Origin of the sequence: Paenibacillus fonticola DSM 21315 (assembly GCF_000381905.1) — a bacterium.
GTDB classification, from domain to species: domain Bacteria; phylum Bacillota; class Bacilli; order Paenibacillales; family Paenibacillaceae; genus Fontibacillus; species Fontibacillus fonticola.
On sequence record NZ_KB907265.1, the window covers coordinates 92,310 to 116,865 of the forward strand.

Annotated in this window: 24 protein-coding genes; 1 reads left to right on the forward strand and 23 read right to left on the reverse strand. The window is 48.9% G+C overall.

All coding sequences use genetic code 11. From position 1 onward, the window contains the following. A complete protein-coding gene (locus G358_RS0120035) occupies window positions 1-1,026 on the reverse strand; it encodes a thiamine pyrophosphate-dependent dehydrogenase E1 component subunit alpha (RefSeq protein WP_019639039.1) in 1,026 nt (341 codons plus the stop codon). A 168-nt stretch (window positions 1,027-1,194) separates the two neighbouring features. After that, window positions 1,195-2,616, reverse strand: coding sequence for a dihydrolipoyl dehydrogenase (gene lpdA / locus G358_RS0120040; protein WP_019639040.1), 1,422 nt, complete (start codon window positions 2,614-2,616; stop codon window positions 1,195-1,197). A gap of 179 nt (window positions 2,617-2,795) precedes the next feature. On the opposite strand from lpdA, the gene G358_RS0120045 reads away from it, so the two are divergent. Then, window positions 2,796-3,083, forward strand: a complete 288-nt coding sequence (locus G358_RS0120045) for a DUF2627 domain-containing protein (protein WP_019639041.1) — start codon at window positions 2,796-2,798, stop codon at window positions 3,081-3,083. A gap of 147 nt (window positions 3,084-3,230) precedes the next feature. Here G358_RS0120045 and G358_RS0120050 read toward each other — a convergent pair whose 3' ends face one another. The 21 genes from G358_RS0120050 to G358_RS0120155 all read right to left on the reverse strand — a co-directional run bounded on the left by G358_RS0120050 (window position 3,231) and on the right by G358_RS0120155 (window position 24,019). Beyond that, window positions 3,231-3,440 carry a hypothetical protein gene (locus tag G358_RS0120050; RefSeq protein ID WP_019639042.1) on the reverse strand — a complete coding sequence of 70 codons (210 nt, stop codon included), beginning with the start codon at window positions 3,438-3,440 and terminating at the stop codon, window positions 3,231-3,233. A gap of 408 nt (window positions 3,441-3,848) precedes the next feature. Further along, window positions 3,849-4,904 (reverse strand): hypothetical protein, encoded by a 1,056-nt coding sequence (locus tag G358_RS0120060; protein ID WP_019639044.1) that lies wholly within the window; start codon window positions 4,902-4,904, stop codon window positions 3,849-3,851. Beyond that, window positions 4,904-6,748: an HSP90 family protein gene (locus G358_RS0120065; protein ID WP_019639045.1), complete on the reverse strand. Its 1,845-nt coding sequence runs from the start codon at window positions 6,746-6,748 to the stop codon at window positions 4,904-4,906. Before G358_RS0120065 ends, G358_RS0120060 begins: the two co-directional genes overlap by 1 nt. Window positions 6,749-7,035: 287 nt before the next feature. Beyond that, a complete protein-coding gene (gene spo0A, locus G358_RS0120070; RefSeq protein ID WP_019639046.1) occupies window positions 7,036-7,842 on the reverse strand; it encodes a sporulation transcription factor Spo0A in 807 nt (268 codons plus the stop codon). A 304-nt stretch (window positions 7,843-8,146) separates the two neighbouring features. Next, window positions 8,147-9,475, reverse strand: coding sequence for a SpoIVB peptidase (spoIVB, locus tag G358_RS0120075; protein ID WP_026342382.1), 1,329 nt, complete (start codon window positions 9,473-9,475; stop codon window positions 8,147-8,149). A gap of 114 nt (window positions 9,476-9,589) precedes the next feature. Beyond that, window positions 9,590-11,314 (reverse strand): DNA repair protein RecN, encoded by a 1,725-nt coding sequence (gene recN / locus G358_RS0120080; protein ID WP_019639048.1) that lies wholly within the window; start codon window positions 11,312-11,314, stop codon window positions 9,590-9,592. 49 nt (window positions 11,315-11,363) lie between these two features. Beyond that, on the reverse strand, window positions 11,364-11,813 hold the full coding sequence (gene ahrC, locus G358_RS0120085) for a transcriptional regulator AhrC/ArgR (protein WP_019639049.1): 450 nt from the start codon (window positions 11,811-11,813) through the stop codon (window positions 11,364-11,366). Next, on the reverse strand, window positions 11,810-12,316 hold the full coding sequence (locus tag G358_RS0120090; protein WP_019639050.1) for a hypothetical protein: 507 nt from the start codon (window positions 12,314-12,316) through the stop codon (window positions 11,810-11,812). The genes ahrC and G358_RS0120090 overlap by 4 nt, the downstream gene beginning before the upstream one ends. 203 nt (window positions 12,317-12,519) lie before the next feature. Next, on the reverse strand, window positions 12,520-13,377 hold the full coding sequence (locus G358_RS0120095) for a TlyA family RNA methyltransferase (protein ID WP_019639051.1): 858 nt from the start codon (window positions 13,375-13,377) through the stop codon (window positions 12,520-12,522). A 23-nt stretch (window positions 13,378-13,400) separates the two neighbouring features. Next, window positions 13,401-15,311, reverse strand: coding sequence for a 1-deoxy-D-xylulose-5-phosphate synthase (gene dxs, locus G358_RS0120100; protein WP_019639052.1), 1,911 nt, complete (start codon window positions 15,309-15,311; stop codon window positions 13,401-13,403). 236 nt (window positions 15,312-15,547) lie between these two features. After that, window positions 15,548-16,405 (reverse strand): polyprenyl synthetase family protein, encoded by an 858-nt coding sequence (locus tag G358_RS0120105; protein WP_240480076.1) that lies wholly within the window; start codon window positions 16,403-16,405, stop codon window positions 15,548-15,550. A gap of 37 nt (window positions 16,406-16,442) precedes the next feature. Next, window positions 16,443-16,700: an exodeoxyribonuclease VII small subunit gene (xseB, locus tag G358_RS0120110; RefSeq protein WP_019639054.1), complete on the reverse strand. Its 258-nt coding sequence runs from the start codon at window positions 16,698-16,700 to the stop codon at window positions 16,443-16,445. After that, complete coding sequence (gene xseA / locus G358_RS0120115; RefSeq protein ID WP_019639055.1) at window positions 16,678-18,051, reverse strand: exodeoxyribonuclease VII large subunit; 1,374 nt, start codon at window positions 18,049-18,051, stop codon at window positions 16,678-16,680. Before xseA ends, xseB begins: the two co-directional genes overlap by 23 nt. A gap of 30 nt (window positions 18,052-18,081) precedes the next feature. Beyond that, window positions 18,082-18,939 (reverse strand): bifunctional methylenetetrahydrofolate dehydrogenase/methenyltetrahydrofolate cyclohydrolase FolD, encoded by an 858-nt coding sequence (gene folD, locus G358_RS0120120; RefSeq protein WP_019639056.1) that lies wholly within the window; start codon window positions 18,937-18,939, stop codon window positions 18,082-18,084. Window positions 18,940-19,027: 88 nt separating this feature from the next. Next, entirely contained in the window at window positions 19,028-19,477 is a 450-nt protein-coding gene (gene nusB / locus G358_RS0120125; RefSeq protein WP_019639057.1) for a transcription antitermination factor NusB, read from the reverse strand. A 186-nt stretch (window positions 19,478-19,663) separates the two neighbouring features. Then, complete coding sequence (locus G358_RS0120130; protein ID WP_019639058.1) at window positions 19,664-19,897, reverse strand: DUF2273 domain-containing protein; 234 nt, start codon at window positions 19,895-19,897, stop codon at window positions 19,664-19,666. A gap of 14 nt (window positions 19,898-19,911) precedes the next feature. Further along, on the reverse strand, window positions 19,912-20,451 hold the full coding sequence (gene amaP, locus G358_RS0120135; protein WP_019639059.1) for an alkaline shock response membrane anchor protein AmaP: 540 nt from the start codon (window positions 20,449-20,451) through the stop codon (window positions 19,912-19,914). A 68-nt stretch (window positions 20,452-20,519) separates the two neighbouring features. After that, complete coding sequence (locus G358_RS0120140) at window positions 20,520-20,927, reverse strand: Asp23/Gls24 family envelope stress response protein (RefSeq protein WP_019639060.1); 408 nt, start codon at window positions 20,925-20,927, stop codon at window positions 20,520-20,522. A gap of 112 nt (window positions 20,928-21,039) precedes the next feature. Then, window positions 21,040-22,383: an acetyl-CoA carboxylase biotin carboxylase subunit gene (accC, locus tag G358_RS0120145; RefSeq protein WP_019639061.1), complete on the reverse strand. Its 1,344-nt coding sequence runs from the start codon at window positions 22,381-22,383 to the stop codon at window positions 21,040-21,042. Window positions 22,384-22,445: 62 nt separating this feature from the next. Next, window positions 22,446-22,943 carry an acetyl-CoA carboxylase biotin carboxyl carrier protein gene (gene accB, locus G358_RS0120150; protein ID WP_019639062.1) on the reverse strand — a complete coding sequence of 166 codons (498 nt, stop codon included), beginning with the start codon at window positions 22,941-22,943 and terminating at the stop codon, window positions 22,446-22,448. Between the two features lie 266 nt (window positions 22,944-23,209). Then, window positions 23,210-24,019, reverse strand: coding sequence for a SpoIIIAH-like family protein (locus G358_RS0120155; protein ID WP_019639063.1), 810 nt, complete (start codon window positions 24,017-24,019; stop codon window positions 23,210-23,212). Window positions 24,020-24,556: the final 537 nt, after the last annotated feature.

Sequence of the window (24,556 nt, forward strand, 5' to 3'; positions counted from 1 at the left end):
TTATTCCTCCCCTTCGCTATCCGCATACACATGCAGCAGCGTATCTTCTGGCTTAGGAAACGGCGCGTTCTCAGCCTGTTCAATCGCTTCCTTGAGCTGCTGCGAAATATGTTTCGTTAAAGCCTCGTCCTGCTCCTCACTCCATAAGCCATTCTCGATCAAATAGCTCTTCATCTTAGGAATGCCATCCTTCTTCCAATTCTCGTCGACTTCTTCCTTCGTACGGTATACGAGATCATTATCCGACGTAGAATGGGGGGACAGGCGGTACATCATCGCTTCGATCAGCGTTGGCCCTTCCCCTCGGAGAGCGCGCTCGCGCGCTTCTTTAACGACGCGATAAACTTCTAAAGCATCATTGCCGTCCACGCGAACGCCAGGGAAACCATAGCCTTGTGCCCGGTCGACGACTCTTCCGCCCAGCTGTTTCTTCACCGGAACCGAAATAGCGTATTGGTTGTTTTCACACATGAAAATGACCGGCAGCTTCTGCACACCGGCAAAATTTAACCCTTCATGGAAATCTCCCTGGTTGCTGGAGCCTTCCCCAAAGGTCACAAAGGATACGAAATCCTGCTTCTTCATTTTTGCGGCAAGCGCAATGCCGACGGCATGCGGTACTTGCGTTGTCACTGGACTGGAGCCCGTAACGATCCGCAGGCGCTTTGAGCCGAAATGGCCTGGCATTTGCCGCCCGCCGCTGTTCGGGTCTTCCGCTTTGGCAAACGCGGACAGCATTAATTCTTTCAGCGTCATGCCGACGGACAGCACAAAACCATAATCACGGTAATACGGCAGGAAATAGTCCTGCTCTCGGTCAAGTGCAAATGCAGCTGCTACTTGTGCCGTCTCCTGCCCGATGCCGGATACGTGGAAGTTGATTTTGCCCGCCCGCTGCAGCAGCAGGTTGCGCTCATCAAACTTACGTGCGAGCAGCATATATTTGTACATGTCCACCACTTCAGCATCCTTCAATCCGAGCTGCTCATGCTTAGGCTGTGTTTTCGTTGATACTTTTGCGTTCATGGGAGTTACCTCCTTTGATTAGAGCCTCAGCCGTTAGCAGCCAGGTTTGTTCTAATCTTAAAACCTGGTACTAAGACTTGGCTTAACCTTATTATAATCCCTTTTACTGCAAAAAGAAAATATACTTTGTAATGATTATGTGACTTTATCGGGCAATATAAAGATTCCCTATATTCCAAGCGCCATACCATCAACGGCCAGGGCGGCTTCGCCCAATATTTCCGACAGGGAAGGATGGGCAAAAACAGTCTGGCCTACTTCCCATGGCGTTGCATCCAATATTTGTGCCAACCCCGCTTGTCCAATCAGCTCTGTCACATGAGCGCCAATCATATGAACACCGACAATATCGTTGCTTGTGCTGTCCGCAATAATCTTCACGAAACCGCCCTTCTCGCCGTGAACGAGCGCTTTACCGATCGTCGAGAACGGCACCTTGCCTATTTTGATGTCCAGTCCTTTTTGCCTTGCTTCCTTCTCTGTCAGTCCGATCGAGGCAATTTCTGGCCGACTGTATACACAACGGGGCACTTGAGCAGCATCATAGTTATGAGACGGCTCTCCTGCCAAATGATGCACGGCGGTCAACCCTTCATGACTTGCTGCATGAGCAAGCTGCAGCCCTCCGATACAATCTCCGATGGCATAAATATGCGGCTCCGTCGTCTGCATAGCTTGATTGACACGAATAAAGCCATGCTCAAGGGCGATATCCGTATTTTCCAAACCGATACTTTCCACATTCGCTTGCCGGCCGATAGATATCAGTAGCTTTTCCCCTTGCAGCTGCACCGTTTCTTCCCCGCGTACTGCCGTAATAACGACTCCGTTATCGTCCTGGGTATATGTATCCGGCTGTACCTGGTATCCGGTCAAAACTTGAATACCGCGGCGCTGCAGCTGCTTCCGAAGTTCGCTCGCCACCTCTTCATCTTCATTTGGCAGCAGCTGGGAGGCTGCTTCCACCACGGTCACTTCTACGCCAAAGTCATGAAGCAGCGACGCCCATTCCACGCCGATTACTCCGCCCCCGACAACAATGATCGATGCAGGCAGTTCCTCCAGTACCATCGCCTCGTCGCTGCTAAGCACATGTTTGCCGTCAGGGAGCAGCCCCGGAAGCGTCCGCGGACGGGATCCGGTCGCAATGATCAAATTGGCTGGCACAATGGTCTCCATCTCTCCATCAGCTAATTCAACCGCCACAGCCCCGCTTTTCGGGGAGAAAATAGAAGGGCCGATCACTCTGCCTTTGCCATGGATAACTTGTATTTTATGTTTGCGCATCAAATATTGGATGCCTTTATGCAATTGATCAACGATGCCCTGCTTCCTCTCCTGAACCTTAGGAAAAACGAGGGATAATCCGCTCGCCTCAATCCCGAAGCTCGCACTATCTTTCATTTGTGCGTATAACTCTGCGCTGCGCAGCAGTGCTTTGCTCGGAATGCAGCCCCGGTGCAGGCACGTCCCTCCAAGCTTGTCCTGCTCTATAATGATCACCTGTTTACCGAGCTGGGCTGCGCGAATCGCTGCCACGTACCCTCCGGTTCCTCCGCCTAACACTGCCACATCACATGTTATCGTCATATCCGATCTCCACCTATCCCAATAGATTACCGAAAATACTTCTCGTTCCTTATTGTACCTCCTTTTCGCCACAATACAAACAAGACGGGCTAAATAGACAGCCGTCTTAGAAGAAGGTATGATAAACAATATAGACAAATGACACGACTCACTTTACGAGGAAAGGACATTCGACATTTATGAAATTGATGATATCCCGTTTTATTGCCATCATTATTCTTGTTATTCCCGGTATCGCGGCCATGATCGGCTTCCTTAAAATGAAGGACGCTTTATTTCTATATATGTCCAGGCACGGTGACGATTCGCTAAGCCATGTTTACTTCGACTGGCTTGATTTTGGTTTTGGCGTTGTTCTTTTCTTTGCCGGAATCGGCTTTCTGGGCGGCTGGATCTTTTTTCGCGATCATAAACGGAACTATCTCAGCCCACGGTTCAAGAAAAAAACAGAACCTCCGGCGACATAATATATTCACAATTTACATTTTAACGCTTCACTCTTCAAATATAAATTTTCCCAGCTAGTCATTTTTTCTCGACATAAAAATGACTATAAACAATAAACCCTCTTCATCCGGCAAACCGGGATAAAGAGGGTTTATTGTTTAGCAATGTCATTCATACAGAGCATCTTTCAACTTACTGGACATTCGCGGTCCGTTGGATGATGCTCGCAGCAATGCTCGCCGCAGACGCGCATTTTCAGCCGTCAATTGCCCCGCCTGCTCCAGCAATTCTCGGATTAGCTCTTTATACTGCTCTGTCATCGCCGGATCATCAAGCAGGGACTGATATTTATGTTCATCGAAGGTTATTTTGTTCATCTTCCTACTCCTCTTAATTTGCCATTGACAGCTTCATTGTATCACACTTTGAAACGTCGATTTCGGACGTTAAAAAACAAAATGCCGATACCTATAGTGGTGGTGATCATCAGGGCGATGACAAGGCCATTCATATTTCCGGTTCAGGCACCATGATGGCCGTTTCCATGGCAGTCGTATTTTCCAGCAAATGCTGCTTGTCTTCTTTATATTCAAATACTACAATGATAATGAAGACACCGTTCTTCATAACCTTTTTTACTTCTCTTCTCCAGGTACTCTCGTATCTGGAGTTTTTTGGTGCTAAAAAAGATCCATTACCTGACCAAATGAAGTCCCCCCTAGAATAGACACCTGGAATGTATCCAATGAATTTCTAGGGGGGCTTTTATAAAATCGATGAGGATTCTACCAAATTTCCAAAGATTCCAGCCATTCGTAATTTCCTGAATTTCCGTTTCTCTGATCGAAAAGCTTAGCTAATATCAGAGCCTGGTTAACAAGGTACTTTTGCAGATCCGTAAAGCTGCCGAAGCTTTGCTGGTCCGTTAAAGCCTTAGGCAGCTTGACCATAAATGGTACATCCGCTTCAACCAGCTTTTTCATAAAAAATGCGCTTTTCGTATAGTAGACCATCCGAGACTCAGAATCCTCCACTTCGGACAGCAATGGAATACTCTCTTCAAAAATGCCCAATCCCTTTGCCAAATCCAGATGAGCAAAAAACTCCAAATGATTAGCTATACCCCAAATATAACTAATATCCCCTCTAATCATACGGTATCCCTTCTTCTGGTACTGGAGGGCTTCCTCTATTCGGCCCAAGCGATACAGTGGCATCATAACCATGGAGTATGTCAAATGCGGTACGCGACTACACCTCATCTTTCCGTTAAGAATAGGCTCTGCGTATTTTATAACTAATTCATCTTCATCCATAATATTATAATAGTTTACAAGCTCATTCTGCTCGCATGCGAGGCAATCACTTAAACCATCACGGTCCATCTGCCTGAATTTCTTAAAAATTAGTTCTGCGTCCTCTATTTCATTCAAAGTAAGGAGTGCCGAATACTCGCAAGATAAATAAGTCCGTTCACTGTAACCGTGCTCCAGAAAGCGTCTGCGCATATCTGCCAGCATATCCTCTATTTGCTGCCTTGAGACTTCGGGAAAGCCGGCAACCGTAGAAATAATCCATTTATACCTCCACAACAGGCGGAAAGCGTCAAACTCATTCGGAAATTGATCGTATTTTCCTAGCATCCATGAGTAGGCTGCAATCACTTTGAGCGGATACCCGCTCCAATTCGCAGCATCAACAATCTCTAAGCGAGCTTTATACCCTTGATGAATATCTCCAGCTTCATCGGCGATTTTTGCCGCTTCCTCCAGCAATGACAGTTTGGCTGGACCATCCGGAAGCTGCTCCGCATCCATCATCAGCTCTTCAAAAATCGTCATTAACTATATTCACCGCCTAATTTATGATCGAACAAAGTCATGCCCCAGTTTATAAACTGCAAAATGCCTTGATTAAAAATTTTCATTTCCTGCTGATTAACCGGATAATGTCCGATCAGCAATGCATTAACATACAGCGTTTCTACCGATACAGCTAACGCTTCCGCATGCCGAACTGTACAAAGTCTCCTTACAAGCGGATTATCCAAATTAAAATACAAATTGGAATAAGCTGCCTCATTATATATGGAGCTCAAGCTGCCCAATATAGAAGCAAACGGTGCTGTACTGCTTTCCTGCGCCCTCTCCAAAGAGCGCAAGCTCAAAGAATCTGAAGATGGGATAAACACTACCGGCAGATCATTCGGCTTGAACCGTTTAAGCTGCGCCTGGCAGCGGAATCGCTGCAAAACCGCATCTGCTATATGTACGAAATCATAATATTGACTGCGTTCCTCCAGCGTTAAATCCGTGAAAACAAGCGATACGTCCTCTGGATTCAATTGTTCTACTTGAACCTCAGGTCTGATTTCCGGGAAGTGCTCCAACAGCTCTTGCCCATATATGTATCCGCCGTTAATGACGAGAAAGGATTGCGCTGATGCCACATGTGTAATTTGCCGGAATTGATCCACCGTTGGAGTGTAGTACAGCACCTGCTCTTTATCGGCCAATTCGCCCAACGTTTTAGTACCGAAAGTTGTCTCGAACGGCAGCCAGCGGTAAATAATGCTATAGAAGGTCTGATCCTCTGCCGCCAGCGCACGCATGGATAGGCTGTGCAGCACCATTAAATTTTCCAGGCGCCCAGGGTCTGTCTGTGCCATTCTCATTAGTTCATTACGAATGCATCCACCAAGCTCTTCCCTCACCCGCTCAAGCGATTCATCCTCGTAGAATTGCTCGCGCGATGCTGTCGGCTGCAATTCCTGAGTCCATATGATGCTTTTCAGAAAAAATGCCCACTCTGGCAAAATATTTTCGGCTCGCTCCGATACTAGCATTTGCTTCAAATACACTCTATGAGCCCGCTTTGTATTGAGCGCCACCGTATGCGGAACAATAAACGCGATGCCGCCTGTTTTCCCGGAGGCGGTGGTGAGTGGAATAAACTCAGAGAAAGTGCTCCCCAGCAGCTTCTCTCCCAGCAGAAGCACTTCCTCTTTGTGTGTCCGGGACAGTTCCGGATTGGACAGCCAAATCGGCATCCCCTCATTCAGAACCTGAATCCCGCTGGCCTCTGATTTCAAAGTAATTTGATAAGGCAATAATGCCCCGTAATAGAAAATCAACTCTTCAACAAACTCATGATCGAAATACTCCTCATAATCCGGTTTGCACTTCAAATAAATGCGGGTCCCGGTTGAAAGCTGACTGCCTAGCTGGCGAATGGAGTACGTTCCATCCGGCCTCCCTCTCCATTCCATAGAAGGACCGCCTTGGACGGATTGCGTCAACAATACAATTTCGTCACTGACCATGAAACAGGACAGCAGCCCGATCCCGAATCGACCGATAAAAGAGGAGGTTTCCCTCGGCAGCTGATCCGTACGTGTCTTTGAAGAATGTCCGATCATCGCCAGAAACTCGTGAATCTCCGCCTCCGTCAGTCCGATACCATTGTCTTCGATCATCAGTACAGGGGTTTCGCCGCCACCCGTAAGCTCAATCTCCACTTTGCCAGTATGGGACGGATCGTGTTGATATCGCGCTGTAATCGCATCCGTTGCATTTTGCAAAATTTCTCGGATAAAAACATTAGGACTGCTGTATAAATGATTGGATAAAATATCAATCATACCGCTTAAATTGACTTGAAAACGATATTCATTTGAAGGACTCATGCTTACCTACCTTTCTATTCGTTACTTAAGAACGCCCTCGTTTTTACTTCGGCAAATTTTGTATTTAATTGAATAGTTACCCTTCATTTCATTAAAGACCCTGCTGCGCTGCTTCCATAAAAAAATACCGCTTATGCATTGGTTTATAGTAAACCAATAAATAAGCGGTATTCGTTCTTTGCTATTCAAAAGTTTATTGCAAAAATTAATTAAAACGGTCACAAAAAAAGTACTTAAGGGATTGGATTACTATTACGTTAATCATCCCCTCATTCTTACTTTCCTTTTCAGCTCACCTTGTGCTCAATGCGCAGCTTATCCGCCACCATAGCGATGAATTCGCTATTTGTAGGCTTGGATTTGCTGATGTTGATCGTATAGCCAAACAGGTGGCTGATGCTGTCGATGTTGCCTCGTGTCCAGGCCACCTCAATGGCATGACGGATGGCGCGTTCAACCCGGGAGGGTGTTGTCTTGAACTTCTCGGCGATCGCTGGATACAATGTTTTTGTAATGGCTCCCAATATTTCAATATTGTTGTAAACCATCGTGATTGCTTCGCGCAAATACTGGTATCCCTTAATGTGAGCGGGTACGCCGATTTCGTGGATGATGGAAGTAATGTTCGCATCCAGATTTTTGCCCTTGCCAAGCGGAACGACATTCGACTTCGTAAAAGAAGAAGACGGTGAACTGCTGGAGGAAAGGCTTTGGACTCCAACCAGTTGCCGGATTCGATTGGCCAGCACATCCATATCGAACGGTTTCAGAATATAATACGATGCTCCAAGCTGAACCGCGCGTTGTGTAATGTTCTCTTGTCCGAAAGCGGTCAGCATAATGATCTTAGGTTGTGGGGAGACATTTATATCGCGTAGACGTTCCAACACACCCAATCCATCCAAGTGCGGCATAATGATATCCAGGATGAGTACATCTGGAACTCTGGAAGCATGCTCAATCATCTCCAAAACTTCTTCGCCATTGTAGGCAATACCTGAAACGACCATATCGTCCTGCTCGGAAATGTACTCTGCAAGCAAATTTGTGAATTCCCGATTATCATCCGCCAACAACACTTCAATTTTTTGCACTGACGACTTCCTCCTTGTGTTTATGAGTTTCCTTAATTCTTCTTCCAGGATAAGGATTCGACATTCAATAGTAAATTCCTTCTGTCGAAAATTATTTTTATTTATTTTTTTTAATATTTGATATATAATAAATTGTTACTTACAAATAACGAGATATTTCGTTTCCGTTCGACACACCTTTCCGTTCACCATGTCGTAACGAGTCAGCAGAGCCATGCTGTTTCTTTTTAGTCCCTCAAGTCATTTACTGTACGACAATTTGCCAATAATTACAACCATTCAATATAAAAAAATCTTAAGGCAATTAGCTCGCCTTAAGATTTGTTGTTGATTGGCCTTTTAAAATACCCGCATCCTGCAGCATCCATTCAATAAAGCAGCCATAACCCGATCTGGGATCGTTCACAAACACATGAGTCACTGCCCCGATTAGTTTACCGTTCTGAATAATCGGACTGCCGCTCATCCCTTGCACGATGCCCCCTGTTTTCTCCACTAAGCGAGGATCGGTTATCCGGATAACCAAACCTTTTGTTTGCGGAGCGCTTTGCTTCGACACATGAGCGATTTCCACTTTAAACCTATCCACCTGCTGCCCTTCCACCACCGTTAAAATTTCAGCCGGCCCTTCCTTAACTTCTTCTGAAAAAGCGACCGGAATCGGTGTTTTATAAACGCTGTGATCCGGATTCTCTGACATCTTGCCGAAAATGCCGAAATGCGTATTACGCTCAATCGTGCCAAGAATTTTTCCCTCTTTGACAAAATGAGCTCGTTTCTCGCCAGGTTCGCCGCTTTCGCTCTTGGAAATGGACGTTACGCTGGATTGCAGAATCTGTCCGCTTCCCACAACGATCGGCGTTTGCGTATTCATATCGGTAATGACATGGCCGAGCGCCCCGTATACCCCCTCTTTAGGCGCATAGAACGTTAACGTGCCCACACCCGCTGCCGAGTCGCGAATATATAACCCAAGCCGCCATGCCTTGTCCTGTTTATCCATAACGGGAGTTAACAATGTGGTATATTCTCGGCCATTTCTTTTATAGGTTACTTTAAGGGGCTCATTTTTCTTTCCTGCCTGCTCCACCAGGGAGGCTACATCATGCACATCTTTGAGGCGGGAACCATTTAAATGCGTAATGAGATCGCCCGCTTGGATTCCTGATACTTCTCCGGGAGATATTTTGGCTTTGCCGGCAGTAGCGACCAAATGATGCCCCACTACAAGGATACCATCTGATTTCACCTTAACGCCGATCGTCTGTCCTCCGGGAATTACTTTTAAGTCTGGTATGACATTTACTTTAACTGTCTTGAGAGGAATTTGTCCAAAAAGCTTCATGCGGAGCTTTGCTTCGCCGCTGTTAAGCGAGGACAGCTTAAGCGGAGAGCCGAGGGATACTTTCATCGACGGGTTAGGTTGACCGTTTAACATTACGACGTCGGGCCGATCAACACTAACTTCCGCCAAAACTGGTATGGCCAAATCAATTTGTGCGCCCTGGCCCTGAAACATGCGCAGTTCGTCCGGCAGACTCGGCGAATGACCTTCAGCTGCAGACGTGCCAAGAAAACAAAAGAAGAAGGCAAGTAAAAGACCGAGAAATCTACTCCTGAGGTTCGGGTTCAATGGCTGTCACGCTCCCTTAGCTTCTTTCGCTTGACGAAAAGGTGGTCGCCAATTGCGTACCTATAAGATACCCCGGGTGTGGTCTTTTATTACTGTCAATCATTGTTCCGCCCGCTAAATCGCACCCTTTTGCGCTTCGGCCAGCTTGAGCATCTCCTGAGCATGATGGCGGGTGCGGTCGGTAATTTCCACGCCCCCAAGCATACGGGCCAGCTCATTAATTCGCCCGCTCTCCCCTAAATGCTCAACTTTGGTCATCGTCCGGCCATCCGCCACGACTTTCTCAATCAGATACTGCTGATCAGCCATACAAGCCACCTGGGGAAGATGGGTAATGGAGAAGACTTGACACGTATTTGACAACCGATACAGCTTCTCGGCAATCGACTGTGCGGCACGGCCGCTAACCCCCGTATCCACCTCATCAAATATTAATACAGGAACTTCATCATGACGCGCAAAAATACTCTTCAACGCCAGCATAATACGGGATAATTCTCCGCCAGAAGCAATCTTGCTCAAAGAGCGGAGAGGCTCCCCTGGATTGGGTGAAATAAGGAACTCCGCATGATCCATTCCATGTTTGCCCAAGCGAACGCGCGTACCGTTCCATTCTGCACCTTGAGGATCTGCTGTGAACTCCAGCTTTACTTGAATAGAAGTTCGTCCCATTTGCAAGTCCTGAAGCTCACCCTCGATTTGCCGTGCCAGTTCACGGGCCTTTCTATGGCGTACAGAACTAAGATGAGCCGCTTTTTCCAGAGCGGTCTGGAGAAGCTGCTCTCGCTGCACGGACAGCTTCTCCAGCCGTTCATCCTTGTTTTCCAGCATGTCTGTATCGCGGGAAATTTGTTCATAGTACTGAAGTATGCCGTGGACATCATCTCCATATTTACGGCGCAGTGATGAGATGGTATCCAAACGCTCTTCCACTTCCTCCAGCCGCACTGGATTGAATTCAATGTTGTCCCGGTAATCGCGCAGCCCAAACGAAGCGTCCTCCAGCTGATAGTAGGCGGATTTCAACTGTTCTAACAAGGGGGCGATTCCCTTCGGGTCATAACTGGCGACATCCTCCAGTCTGGATACCGCCTTAGCGATAGCATCAAGCCCTTGAGGACCATATAGAACATCATAAGCGCCAGAAATGGACTCCATCATTTTCTCGCTATGTGATAGCTTGACCTTTTCTTCTAAAAGTAATTCATCCTCACCGGGCTTAAGGGCAGCTGCAGCGATTTCCTCCAATTGAAAACGGTACAAATCAAGCATTTGCAGTGCTTGCTGGCTCGTGCTCCGCAGCTCGCTCCACTCTTTATCTACTCGGACGAATTCAGCATATGCCTTCTGGTACTTGGCTTTGGCAGGAGCAATTTCCTCGGAGCCAAAAGCATCAAGCAGCTGTAAATGCCGGTCCGGATAGAGCAGTGTCTGATGTTCATGCTGTCCGTGTAGGTTAATTAGTCCTTCCCCTACTTCACGAAGCATCGATAAATTGACCAACTGTCCGTTAATGCGGGCTGAACTCTTCCCCTGAGCATTGATTTCGCGCCGGATAATGAGATCTTCCCCGGCTTCGGCCGCTATTCCCAGTTTCTCCAAAACAGACCAAACCGGATGATGCTTTGCCAGAGCAAAAGCCGCCTCCATTTCCGCTTTGTCGCAGCCGTAACGAATCAGCTCGGCTGAGCCTCGCCCGCCGGAAAGAAGTCCCAATGCATCGATAATAATTGACTTACCGGCTCCAGTCTCACCAGTCAGCACATGAAAGCCCCGGTCAAACGTCACATCCACCGCTTCCACGACGGCTAAATTCCGAATAGATAAATGAACTAGCAAGTGACGGCAGCCCCCTTCGCCCGAAATAAAAAAATACAAGTTTAATGAATCAGGAAATAAATGACATAATTTGATCTATCACATAGTGGCTGTACTGCTCATTGCGGCAAATTAACAAAATCGTATCGTCTCCGCATATTGTACCGAGCAAATCCGGCCATTCCATATTATCAAGCAGAACCGCAACTGAGTTGGCAGTTCCCGGCAGGCATTTCATCACAACAAGATTTCCCGTATGATCGATATGCACAAAGCTGTCCACCAAGGCCCGCTGCAGCTTCTGGACAGGATTAAACCGCTGTGCCGTCGGCATCGAGTATTTATATTTTCCATCATCCGTCGGAACCTTAATAAGCATCAACTCTTTAATATCCCGTGATACAGTAGCCTGAGTAACCTGAAACCCAGCCTGGCGCAGTGCTTCTACTAATTCATCCTGCGTTTCAATTTCATGCCCCGTAATAATTTCCCTGATTTTAATATGACGTTGACCCTTCATCTTGTCCTCCATGCTTCTGTAATATGTGATTCCTCTTCAGCTTCATCCAAATCGGTGCTTAAGGTGATTTCTTTGATTTGTCCCGACTCGGTATCGATGTAGAGCACACCAGCACAATCCGGGTAAAGCAGCAAGTAGGGAAGAATATCCCTCCGCAGCCCGGAGCCTGTCCATTCCATAGGCTGCCGTTCCCGCGATTTCCTTACCAAATAGTACTCTCCATGCTTCCTGGCGACATAATCAATAAATAACCGGCTATGCCACACTTGCGATTCCACGCGGAACGCCAGAGGAACCTTCAGCTTATCACTCACGACCTCATATCCCGCAGCTTCCAGCAAGTCAATGGCCGGATGATCCATTATGACTTCATTGAAGTGAAAGCTAATGCTTGAGCCAAGCTTAAATGGCTTGCGCAGCCAGGAGGCAAATCCCCGGTACAGTAAAAATAGCACGATTCCAGCTATAATAACCATCAGAAGACCATCGGTATATTCGTTCATCGAAATATCACCTCAGATGAATTATTCGACGAAACCCGTTAACCTCCTGTTTTATAGGTGGATATTATTAAGTAGCGGTACATAATTATTCGTTATACTGCCATTATAAGCGAACACCCGTTCTGCATGCAACTTTTTAATGCATAAGTGCATAAAAATTTTTGTTGCTTACATGAACGGATGAGATCAACAAAAAAAACCCATCAATAGGATGGGCTTTTTGTCGTAAATGTATCCTTCGCTTCCTGTACGACACGAATTGCGGTATCGCGTATTCGCTGCAGAGATTTCGCTGCCTGGTGGTCCTCCGCTTCCGGGAGGCACAGCTGCAGGTGAGCTAAAAACTCAATATTTCCTTCACCGCCCGTAATCGGCGAAAATGTAAGTCCCTGCAAACGATATCCTAATTCCGCCGCAAAGGCGAGTACGGATTCAAGCACTTCCTGATGTACTTTAGAATCCCGCACTACCCCTGATTTCCCCACTTTATCGCGACCCGCCTCAAATTGAGGCTTGATCAAAGCGACGATATCTGCAGGCTTGTCCAGCAATTCTACGAGAGGCGGCAAAATAATTTTCAGCGAAATAAACGATACATCGATGCTGGCCAAATTTGGCCTCGGGCCGTCCAAATCCCCCGGTGTCATATACCTGAAATTCGTCCGTTCCTTCACATTGACACGGCTATCATTGCGCAGCGACCAGTCAAGCTGATTATATCCGACATCAATCGCATATACATAGCTGGCGCCATGCTGGAGCGCACAGTCTGTGAACCCACCGGTAGACGACCCGATATCAAGCATGACCCGTTCTTCCATATCAATATGGAAGTGCTTCAAGGCCTTCTCCAGTTTCAATCCTCCCCGGCTGACATAAGGATGAAGCGCACCCTTGACTGTCAGCTTCGTATCCCTCGGTATTTTGGTTCCCGCCTTCTCGATCCGCTCCTGGTTGCCAAACACGAGCCCTGCCATAATGGCGGTTTTCGCCTTTTCCCTGCTGTCAAAATATCCTTGCTCTACGAGCAGGACATCAATGCGCTCTTTCGAAACAGCCATTACATTCACCTGATTCCGTCTTGTTAAGATGGTTTGACCTTTTTGCCGAACGTGAACTGGTGCTCAGCACGATATTGCTGAATACGCTGGACGACAGCTTCAGCGGTAAGGCCAACCTCCTGCAGCTGCTCTTTAATGCTTCCATGCTCAATAAACCGGTCGGGAATGCCCATTAACGACACGTCCGCATCCACAATCCCCTGCTCGGCGTAGAACTCCAGCACCGCGCTTCCCAAGCTGCCCGCCTGCGAAGCTTCCTCAAGCACAATCAGCTTCGTACTAGCGCTGGCCAAACTAAGCAGCATACTCTCGTCTAGCGGCTTCAGGAAACGGGCGTTCACGACACCTGCGTTGACGCCGTCGCGTTTGAGCATCTCTGCCGCTTCTTCCGCCACCTGCACCATTGGCCCGACGGCAATGATCGTCACCTGATCCCCCTCGCGAACCTTTTCCCAAGTTCCGATTGGAATAGGCACCAGTTCCTCGTCCAGCGGCACTCCAGGAACGTTAATTCTCGGATAACGGTAAGCGATGGGTCCATCATTATATTCAAGCGCCGTCTTCATCATATGGCGCATTTCATTCTCATCTTTCGGCATCATCAGCACGATGTTCGGGATATGGCGCATAAAGGCGATATCATATACCCCTTGATGCGTTTCGCCGTCCGCACCGACAAAACCGGCGCGATCAATTGCAAACATGACGTTGGCGTTATGGCGGCAAATATCATGCACGATCTGATCGTAAGCCCGCTGCATGAATGTGGAATAAACGGCATAGACCGGCTTCATCCCTTCCATAGCCAGCGCTGCACACATCGTAGCCGCATGCTGCTCAGCGATGCCGACATCAATCATCCGCCCCGGGAAACGCTCCCCGAACTTAACGAGGCCGGAGCCTCCAGGCATGGCTGGCGTTACCGCAACAATCCGCTCATCCTGTTCTGCCAGCTCGATCAGCGTCTGGCCGAATACATCGGTATAAGTCGGATTGCCCACCGCTTTGAGCAATTGCCCCGATTCGATTTTATACGGTGTAGAAATGCCGTGCCACTTGTGTGAATCTTCTTCCGCAGGCGTATAGCCTTTGCCCTTCGTAGTCAGCACATGAACCAGCACCGGGCCGCTCACATTGTTCGCCTGCGTGAACGCCTCGATTAAGCCCGATAAATCATGGCCGTCTACCGGTCCCAAGTAAGTAAAGCCCAGCTCTTCGAACAGAACACCGGACACCATCATATATTTCAAGCTGTCCTTCAGCCGCTCGGCCGTCTTGGCCAGTTTGCCGCCAATGGCGGGAATTTTCTTCAACAGCTGTTCGACTTCGTCTTTAGCGCGCAAATAATTTTTGTCAGACCTGATCTTCGTTAAATAATTGTGCATCGCCCCGACATTCGGCGCGATCGACATTTCATTGTCGTTCAAAATAACCATTAAGTCCTTCTGTTCATGACCGATGTGATTCAACGCTTCAAAAGCCATGCCTCCGGTCAAAGCGCCATCGCCAATGATGGCAATGACCTTGTTGTCTTCGCCCTTCAAATCTCTGGCCAAGGCCATGCCCATCGCGGCTGAAAGAGACGTGCTGCTGTGACCGGCCTCCCACACGTCATGCTCGCTTTCACAGCGCTTAACAAAGCCGCACAAGCCTTTATATTTACGCAGCGTATCAAACCGGTCCATGCGGCCGGTCAATATTTTATGAACATACGCCTGATGACCTACATCAAAAATAAATTTATCCCGCGGACTGTTATAGCAGTAATGCAGCGCGATCGTCAGCTCCACCACGCCCAAATTGGGCGCAAGATGCCCGCCTGTCACCGACAGCTTCTCAATTAGAAACTGGCGAATCTCGGCAGCTAGTGGCGTCAATTGTTCGACTGAAAATCGCTTTAAGTCGTTGGGCTCATGAATTTGAGAGAGCAGCAAAGCGAATTCCCCGCTTCCTTCATTGGATTATCTTGTTGTTGCTAATTATAATGACACTAATTATATCATATGAATAACTTTTGTCGAAGTCATCCCCGCTCATGCACCGGTCGCCAGCAGGCAGCAAAGAGTAAGCAGGGAGCCAACAGGAAGCTCAGGGAGTCAGCAGGGAGCCAACAGGTAGCCGACAGGGAGTCAACAGGCAGCGCAAAAATTGCACGTACGCAACGGGTAAGCTAATGATCCCTGTTCATTAAATAACTAGCGATTCCCATCAAGCGCTCCGGATACGGAATAAAATCATTTGAAACCGCTTCCTTGGCCAGCTTGGTCAGCCTGTCCACTTCGGCCCGCGACGGATCAAGTCCTATAAAGTACGGATAAGTTACCTTCTGCTGCTTCAAATCGCTTTGCGTTTTCTTCCCCAGCTTGCTTTCATCACCAACAAGATCAAGAATGTCATCCTGGATTTGAAAAGCAAGCCCGATCGCGCGGCCGAACGTTTCCAGCGCAGACAGCTGCTCCGGAGAAGCCGCGGCAATCCGTCCGCCAGCTTTCAAACAGAAGACGATCAAATCGCCCGTTTTATGCTCATGAATGTACTGCAGTTGCTCGAGGCTAGTCAGCCCCTGCTCTCCCTCCATATCGGCCACTTGTCCTCCCACCATGCCGGCAGGGCCGGCAAAACGCGACAACTCTTCGACTATAGCCAGAGCCGCCTCTGCCGGAACACCATGAACTTTACTCGCTTGCACGATATGGTAAAAAGCATGCGTCAACAGTGCATCGCCGGCCAGAATCGCCATCGCTTCTCCGAATACTTTGTGATTCGTCGGTTTGCCCCGCCGGAAATCGTCGTCATCCATCGCCGGCAAATCATCATGGATCAGGGAATACGTATGTACCATTTCCACAGCGCAGGCGACAGGCAGGGCTGCCTCCCGGCTCCCTCCCAGCGCTTCCGCTGCAGCGATGACGAGCAGCGGACGCAGTCGCTTACCGCCGGCCATCAATGAATATTGCATCGCTTGTTTAAGCTGCGAAGGAACATTCCATTCTGCGGGAACCGCCTGCTGCAAATGCGAATTCATCATAACTGAAATCTCTTCGATATATTGCGTTATCTGCTGACTACCCAACTGAATCCCCGCCCTCATCGATCAGTGGATCGAAGGGCTTCTTTACGATTTCACCGTCGGCTTCCACGATCATTTCAATTTTGCGCTCTACTTGCGCTAATTTACGACTGCACAGCTGTGACAATTGCATCCCCTTTTGAAACAGGTCGATCGCCTTCTCTAAGGGCACGTCTCCATGCTCAAGCTGCGATACGATCTCCTCAAGCTCATTCATCGCTTCCTCAAAACTATAATCCTGTTCCGTCTCCATCCTCGTCTCCTTCCCCCCTCATGCCCCATACTTGGCAATCCAGTACACCGTCGGTCAGCTTCACCTTGACCAAGTCTCCCGGCTCCACATCTTTTAACGATTTGACGAGCCTCTGCTCCTTCTCGTCATAGACGAGACTATATCCCCTGGCCATCACCTTAAGCGGGCTTAGAGCATCCAGCTGACGTATGCCATAGGATAACTGCTGGCTCTTCTCCTTCAAAATCCCCGTCATCGCCGAGCGCAGCAAGCGATCGGCGTCCTGCTGCCGCCGCCGCGCCAACGCCAGCGCATCCTGCGGATGGTAGCGCAGCAGCTGCTGATGCAGGCGGGCATGCGCGCCGCCCGTCAGCTCCGCCTGCGCGCGCATCCGCCGCACCAGCCGCGCCTTCAGCATGTCCAGCCGCTCCGCGTGCTGGAGCAGGCTGCGCCGCGGCTGGCGCAGCGCTGGCGACGCCGCCAGGCGCTGCAGGCGCTGCTGCGCCTGGCGAAGCTGGTGCTGCAAGCCCTGCTGCAGCACCCTTTCGCGCTGGCGCAGCTGCTCGCGCAGCTCGGCGGCGTGCGGCACGGCGAGCTCGGCGGCGGCGGTGGGCGTGGCGGCGCGCAGGTCAGCGACGAAATCGGCGATCGTAAAGTCCGTCTCATGGCCTACGGCCGAAATGACGGGGATCGCCGAGTCGTAGATGCTGCGCGCGACCGCTTCCTCGTTGAACGCCCACAGCTCCTCGAGCGAGCCGCCGCCCCGGCCGACGATGAGCACGTCGGCCTCGCCCAGCGCATTCATCGTCCGGATCGCGTTGACGATGGACGGCGCTGCGCCTTTGCCCTGCACCAACACCGGGTGCAGGACGACGGCCGCCTGCGGATAGCGGCGTGCGAGCGTCGTCAAAACGTCCCGGACCGCAGCCCCGGTCGGGGAGGTGATGACGCCGATCACGCGCGGAAACGCAGGCAGTGGCCGCTTTCGCTGCGGTGCAAACAAGCCCTCCGCGTCCAGCTTTTGCTTCAACTGCTCAAAAGCCAAATACAGGCTGCCGATGCCGTCGGGCTGCATCTGCGTCGCGTAAAACTGATACTGGCCGTCTCGTTCGTACACGGATACGTTGCCGCGGGCAATGACCCGGGTACCCTCCTTTGGAATGAACGGCAGCCGCTGGTTATGCGACGCGAACATGATGCTCTTGATCCTGCTGTCTTTATCCTTAAGCGTAAAATACATATGCCCACTGGAATGATGCGTGAAGTTGGATATTTCCCCCCGTATCCATACATCGGAAAGCAATGTATCCGACTCCATCTTCATGCGGATATAACGGTTCAATTCCTTAATACTGAAAATTTTTTGCTCCACGGGGCCCCATTCCCCCTTTTTTCGTTTCGCTTACGCAAGTCCTTGAAGTCTTTTCGCTGCGATCAGCGTATTTTGCATTAACATCGTAATCGTCATCGGGCCTACCCCACCTGGAACCGGCGTAATCGGACCTGAAATGCTCTGTACACTTTCAAAATCTACGTCCCCTGCCAGTTTGCCGTTGTCCAGCCGATTCATTCCTACATCAATGACGACCGCACCCGGCTTCACATACGAAGCATCCACAAAATTAGCGCGTCCAATCGCCACGACGAGAATATCGGCCTGCTTGGTCAGTTCCTTCATATTCGCTGTGCGTGAATGGCACATCGTCACCGTGGCATTTTCCCGCTGAAGCAGCAGCGATACCGGCTTGCCGACGATGTTGCTTCGTCCAATGACGACGGCATGCTTGCCGGACAGCTCAATCCCCGTCCGTTTAATCAGCTCGATGACACCTGCCGGTGTACATGGCAGCAGGCTGTCGTCACCGATTACCAAATTACCGACATTGACCGGGTGGAAGCCGTCCACATCCTTCTCTACAGCAATCGCATCGATCACAGCCTTCTCCACGATATGCCCCGGCAGCGGCAGCTGCACAAGTATGCCATGGATGTTCTCCTGACGGTTCAGCTTATCTACGAGAGCGAGCAGTTCCTCTTGTGTCGTAGAAGCAGGCAAGCGATGTACCTCGGAATAGTAGCCGAGATCATGACAGGCCTTCTCCTTGTTGCGGACATACACTTGGGATGCAGGATCTTCGCCTACAAGCACGACGGCAAGTCCTGGAGTAAAACCCTGCTTTTCCAGACGCTCCACCTCTTGACGTAGGCCTTCCCTGATTTCTGCTGAAACTTGCTTTCCATTAATGATCGATGCTGACATAGACTTCTCCCCTTACCTTTTTTAATATGGCATCAAAAAATAGTCAAAAAACTTTATTTTACTTTTATCTTTTTTAAGAAAAATTTATTTACTTTTTATTCCTCAGCTGCTCCAGATCATGAATCATTTTGCCGAGTACTCCGTTAACAAATTTACCGGACTCCTCCACACCGAAATGCTTGGCCAATTCAATCGCCTCGTTTACCGCCACCTTGCCTGGCACATCTTCACGGAACACCATTTCATACACGGCCAGCCGCAGCACCTGTCTGTCCACTTTAGAGAGGCGGCTAACCTGCCAATTTTTCAAATAATCCGCCAGCATTTCATCAATAGCCACTTTATGCTCCCAAGTGCCTTTTACAAGCTCCAACACAAATGAAGTCGTTTTGTCCGCTTCTGCCAGCTCAACTTCGCTTTCATTGTCGCCAGCCGCTTCTGCCAGCAGCATCGAGACTGCTTCTTCTGCTTCAACCTCGTTCATTTCCATATGATACAAGCTCTGGATTGCAATTTCTCGTGCCAATCTCCGTTTCATGTACTTCCTCCTTAACATCCGTATGAGCAATGTCCCTCGTTGTAGTTTTCCTGCAAAAATAATTCCTATATTAAGATTGTTCACCCTGATGTCATTTCAAACAAAAAAAACCCGTGACATGCGGCCTCCACAAAATGGGCAGATAAAAACACAGCTCTTTTTCCGGAGGGCAGCATATCACAGGAATCATTTAAAAGGGCGCCAGCGCGCGTTCAACCAGTCCATCAGCTCTCTCCAAGGAATGATCGAGCCCTGGTCCAGATCCTTATATTTGCCGATCGTATAACCGACATATAAAAGGAGCGCACAAAACAACATGTTCCAAAATCCGAAAAACAGATAAATTGGGATTAATAATAACGCTGCTGCCGTTCCGAGCAGGCGGCCTGCATGACTCTCCCACAATTGCTTCCAATTCATCGGGATGTTCACCCCTATTCAACCCGGCTTTTAATGGCAGGAGACTGGACAAGATTCGCAATATAGACGGAGACATAAGATACGGGAATCCCCGTAATCTCCTCCACATGATCATGTACCTGCTTCTGCACTTCTTCCGTCAGTGCGGGAATGGAAGACTCGCCATCAACCAGCGCGCGGACGACGATTTCCAGCCCTGAATCCGTAATCCGGATTCGCGTCTTCACATCGCGAATTCCCCGGACGCGGGAAGCCGCTTTGTATGACAAATTTTCGATCGTCTCTACGGAAATCTGAATGTCCCCGTATTCGGTCCGCTGATCGATGGATGGCAGTGAATTGCGCTCGCGCTTGACCGAAATGTAAAAGAAGCGAATGCTGAGCAGAAACAGCAAAGCCGCAGTAATAATAACAGCTGTAATGAGCGTTTTCTCACTGTATTTGCTCCATTCAAAAGGCACGGCGTTCGTCACCAGGAGGATGGTGATTACAGTTATTATTCCGATACTTAAGCTGTACACAAACAGCAGAAGTCTGTCCAAAATTTTGGGCACGACGGATAGAGCCTCCTTAAATTATAGTAAACCCCTGACGCTGCTCGTCGGGGGTTTGATGTTGAACACTATTTCACCCTGTGGTTCAGTTCCGTATCATCGCTCTTCTCCGCCGTCTTGAAGATGACGTCGTGAATATGTACGTTAACCTCCACCACGGTCAATCCTGTCATCGTTTCGATGGAGCGCTTGACATTACGCTGAATCTCTGTAGCCACTTCCGGCAAGCGGTTACCATATTCTACAATTACGGATACGTCAACAGCCGCCTCGCGCTGACCGACTTCGACCTTTACGCCTTTGGACAAATTCTTCTTGCCGAGTAATTCGACGATGCCGCCGGCAAAGCCGCCGCTCATGCCAGCTACGCCTCTTACTTCAACCGTAGCTAGGCCTGCAATCACTTCGATTACCTCTGGCGCAATCTGAATTTCTCCAATATCCGTACGTTCGAATTCCGTTGGCAATGTACTCATTTACTTCATCCACCTCTCAATAAGTTTGACGCTGCCTCAAGTCAAAGAGACAGGCCACTTATTATAAATACTATATCATTTCAGGATCATTATGACAAACCATTCACGAAATCTATATCTCATTTTCTTCCAAAAACTTAATATCGAAATCGCCCCGGATAAATACAGGATGATCCAGCAGCTTCTGATGAAATGGAATCGTCGTATGGATACCTTCGATCGCGAATTCGGCCAGGGCACGCTTCATTTTGACGATTGCCTCGTCGCGGGTCGGCGCCCAGACAATCAGCTTGGCGATCATGGAATCATAGTGCGGAGAAATGGTATATCCCGGATACGCACCGCTGTCCACGCGGACTCCAGGTCCGCCGGGCGCGAGATAGAAACCGATTTTGCCAGGAGACGGCATGAAATTGCGGAATGGATCTTCCGCATTGATCCGGCATTCGATCGACCAGCCGGACAAAACAACATCCTCCTGCGTAAAAGAGAGCGGATTGCCTTCGGCAACCGAAATCATTTCCTGAATCAGGTCGATTCCAGTAATCATTTCGGTTACGGGATGCTCTACCTGAATGCGCGTATTCATCTCCATGAAATAAAACTGGCCGTCCGGGCCGAGCAGAAATTCCAGCGTTCCCGCCCCGGAGTAATTTACGGCGAGGGCGGCACGCACGGCTGCCTCGCCCATTTCCTGACGTTTCTCAGGCGAAAGCACCGGGCACGGCGCCTCTTCTACCAGTTTCTGGCGTCTGCGCTGTACGGAGCAGTCGCGCTCGCCTAAATGAACCGCATTGCCATGCTTGTCTGCAATAATTTGAATTTCAACGTGCTTCATGCCCGTCAAATATTTTTCCAAATATACACCGGCGTTGCCAAATGCCTTTTGGGCCTCCTGCTGCGCCATCGTAATTTGCTGAATCAGCGAGTCTTCGTCCTCAGCCAAGCGGATTCCCTTGCCGCCGCCGCCTGCCGTCGCTTTAATAATGACCGGGTAACCGATGTCACGCGCGACCATGACCGCCTCATCCAGATCTTGTACTAGGCCGTCGGAGCCAGGAATAACCGGGACGTTCGCGCTCTTCATCGTTTGCTTCGCCACGGATTTGTCGCCCATTCTCGTAATGGCATCCGGGGAAGGGCCGATAAAGGTAATATTGCAGGAATCACAAATTTCAGCGAAATCTGCATTTTCGGCCAGGAAGCCGTAACCCGGATGAATCGCGTCGCATTCAGTCAACGTCGCTATGCTCATCAGGTTCGTAAAGTTCAAATAGCTGTCTTTGGCCAGAGTCGGTCCAATACAATAAGCTTCGTCCGCAAGACGGACATGCAGGGAATCCTTGTCCGCCTCGGAATATACGGCCACGGTCGAAATGCCGAGCTCCCGGCACGCTCGGATAATCCGCACGGCGATTTCACCGCGGTTCGCAATTAATATTTTTTGAAATTTCACTGATTTCCCATCCTCCTTGGAAGCTAGATAAGACCTACATAAAGGCCTCTTTCAACCGTAGCTTATTCCGGCTTCACCAAAAAGAGAGGCTGTCCGTATTCCACGAGCTGCCCGTTCTCTACGAGAATATCCACGATCTCGCCCTTTACTTCCGCCTCCAGCTCGTTCATCAGCTTCATCGCTTCAATTATGCAGACGGTCGTCTTCTCGCCTACCTTGTCCCCTACATTGACATAAGGGTTTGCGTCCGGGGAAGAAGCTCTGTAAAATGTTCCAACCATCGGGGACACAATCTTATGTAGGTTAGCATCGGCAGCAGCGCTTTCAGCACTCTGTCCGGCAGCTTGTGCTTGCGCGTTGTCTGCAGCGGCTGGCGGGGCTTGCAGCGGTGCCAAAGCTTGCGGCGCGCTGGCCACTACCGTCGGTTGAACATGCACAAGCTCGCTTTTGCCTGGTTTGCGAATACATAGCCTTGTACCTTCGTTTTCGATTTCAAGCTCATGAACCGAGGTTTTGTCCACCAGTTCGATCAGCTCTTTGATTTCATTTAATTTGAACATATTTTTTCTACACTCCTTCAGCTTTTTCGCAAAGCTCGGGCCTTTTCGCATCATAACTTTATGTATTATATCACAATCAATCAAAATGGAAAGAGTCCAGGATCGCCCTGAACTCTTTCGTTTGTCGGCTTGTAGTTGACCTGTAGTTGACCTGTAGTTAGCTTGAAACTCGCTTGAATCTCGCTTGAATCTGACCCGCGTCTCACTTGAATGAATAATTTTAATCTACTGAACAAGTGAACAAAATTATTGAGACACATTCAAAATTATTGAGACACATATTGTACTTTTACTTTATCCTGGGGTACGTCGAGCTCCTTCATCACCATATCGATAATGCTGACCGCATCTTTTACCTGAAGCTTTTCACTAATAACAACAACCCTATAACTATCATTATCTTCAGCTACAACCGCATTGGCGTACTGCTGCTGGAGCCGTTGCTCAATATCTGTAATTTTCTCTTCTTTCTCTTCCAGTGCGCTCAGCTGCTGTGAAGCCATCATCGATTCATCAAGCGGCTTCTTTTCGTCATTGATCGTTTGAATAAGCTGTTCCTGCTTCTTTATATTTTGTTCTGCACGATCCATTTGGTATGCCGTCAAGGAATCCGCGGCCGAAAACCCTTGGGACTCCAGCTTCTTAAGCACATCTTCATCCTTCGGATCCTCTGCCGCAGGATCAGCAGCTTTTACTTGGTCGTTCTTCTGGACACTGTCTACAGTTTCATCTGCTATGCTGCCTTCTACAGCCGGCTCTTTGGAGGCACTTGCCTCATCTGTACTTTGACCTGACTGATCCTCGGATACGAGACCCTTTTCTCCACCGCCTTCATCTTCTCCAGCTTCTTCCACGATTACTTCCGAAACGATAATGTCCCCTTCGGACAGCGCTTGATCATCCGCGGTCGTGTTCTGGCCTTCGGCTTCGGCTGAGTTCGTTGTGGATACCTGCTTTCCATCAGCAACTTTCGGCGCAGTAGGAGCAGTGTCCTCGGTAAACAAATAATAAGCTGAGAGAACGACCATCAAGCTGAGCATAGATACGAGCCAAATTGTCTGTCTTTTGGATTTCATTGTTTTTATTCCTCCTAAAAATGTTTTTTGATTATTTGAATTAAGGATAAGGATAAGCAACGTTCGAAATTAAAATCTGCAAATGGGCCTTCGCAATCTGCGCGTCAGTCAAATGTAACTAGATAGCGGGATTAGTTTCTTGAATTATAATAGTTACCATAGTTGATAATAGTTACCAGGGTTGATAATAGTCACCATAATTGATGATAGTTACCGGAATTGATGATAGTTGCTGAAATTGACGATACGATAATTGCTGAAATTGGCGAAATAAGTATGCCGAAGGCTTATTTACTGCTCTTTGCGCGAGCTGTGACGATTTCGCTCATCCGGTGAGTAAATTGTTGGTAAGCAGTTGCTAGACAGTTGCTGTTACACTGCTGCCGCTCAGCAGAACCCAATCCAGCGTTTGAATGGGCGTGGGGGTGGTTAGCCGCCTGATCCATGGATTGTATATGAAAAATCATACACATTCACTCGGGTAGCCGCCCCATCCTGCAATTGTGTTTGAAAAATCATACACATTTACTCGGTAGC

Excerpts from the sequence above, each read along its gene's own strand:
- ahrC (WP_019639049.1), bottom strand. The coding sequence starts at position 11,813 with ATGAAGGGTCAACGTCATATTAAAATCAGGGAAATTATTACGGGGCAT.
- G358_RS0120045 (WP_019639041.1), top strand. The coding sequence starts at position 2,796 with ATGAAATTGATGATATCCCGTTTTATTGCCATCATTATTCTTGTTATT.
- G358_RS0120130 (WP_019639058.1), bottom strand. The coding sequence starts at position 19,897 with ATGAATTGGAAGCAATTGTGGGAGAGTCATGCAGGCCGCCTGCTCGGA.
- xseB (WP_019639054.1), bottom strand. The coding sequence starts at position 16,700 with ATGGAGACGGAACAGGATTATAGTTTTGAGGAAGCGATGAATGAGCTT.
- accB (WP_019639062.1), bottom strand. The coding sequence starts at position 22,943 with ATGTTCAAATTAAATGAAATCAAAGAGCTGATCGAACTGGTGGACAAA.
- G358_RS0120105 (WP_240480076.1), bottom strand. The coding sequence starts at position 16,405 with ATGATGAATTCGCATTTGCAGCAGGCGGTTCCCGCAGAATGGAATGTT.
- G358_RS0120140 (WP_019639060.1), bottom strand. The coding sequence starts at position 20,927 with ATGAGTACATTGCCAACGGAATTCGAACGTACGGATATTGGAGAAATT.
- folD (WP_019639056.1), bottom strand. The coding sequence starts at position 18,939 with ATGTCAGCATCGATCATTAATGGAAAGCAAGTTTCAGCAGAAATCAGG.
- G358_RS0120095 (WP_019639051.1), bottom strand. The coding sequence starts at position 13,377 with ATGGCTGTTTCGAAAGAGCGCATTGATGTCCTGCTCGTAGAGCAAGGA.
- G358_RS0120035 (WP_019639039.1), bottom strand. The coding sequence starts at position 1,026 with ATGAACGCAAAAGTATCAACGAAAACACAGCCTAAGCATGAGCAGCTC.
- G358_RS0120050 (WP_019639042.1), bottom strand. The coding sequence starts at position 3,440 with ATGAACAAAATAACCTTCGATGAACATAAATATCAGTCCCTGCTTGAT.
- lpdA (WP_019639040.1), bottom strand. The coding sequence starts at position 2,616 with ATGACGATAACATGTGATGTGGCAGTGTTAGGCGGAGGAACCGGAGGG.
- G358_RS0120090 (WP_019639050.1), bottom strand. The coding sequence starts at position 12,316 with ATGAACGAATATACCGATGGTCTTCTGATGGTTATTATAGCTGGAATC.
- nusB (WP_019639057.1), bottom strand. The coding sequence starts at position 19,477 with ATGAAACGGAGATTGGCACGAGAAATTGCAATCCAGAGCTTGTATCAT.
- G358_RS0120155 (WP_019639063.1), bottom strand. The coding sequence starts at position 24,019 with ATGAAATCCAAAAGACAGACAATTTGGCTCGTATCTATGCTCAGCTTG.
- G358_RS0120060 (WP_019639044.1), bottom strand. The coding sequence starts at position 4,904 with ATGACGATTTTTGAAGAGCTGATGATGGATGCGGAGCAGCTTCCGGAT.
- G358_RS0120065 (WP_019639045.1), bottom strand. The coding sequence starts at position 6,748 with ATGAGTCCTTCAAATGAATATCGTTTTCAAGTCAATTTAAGCGGTATG.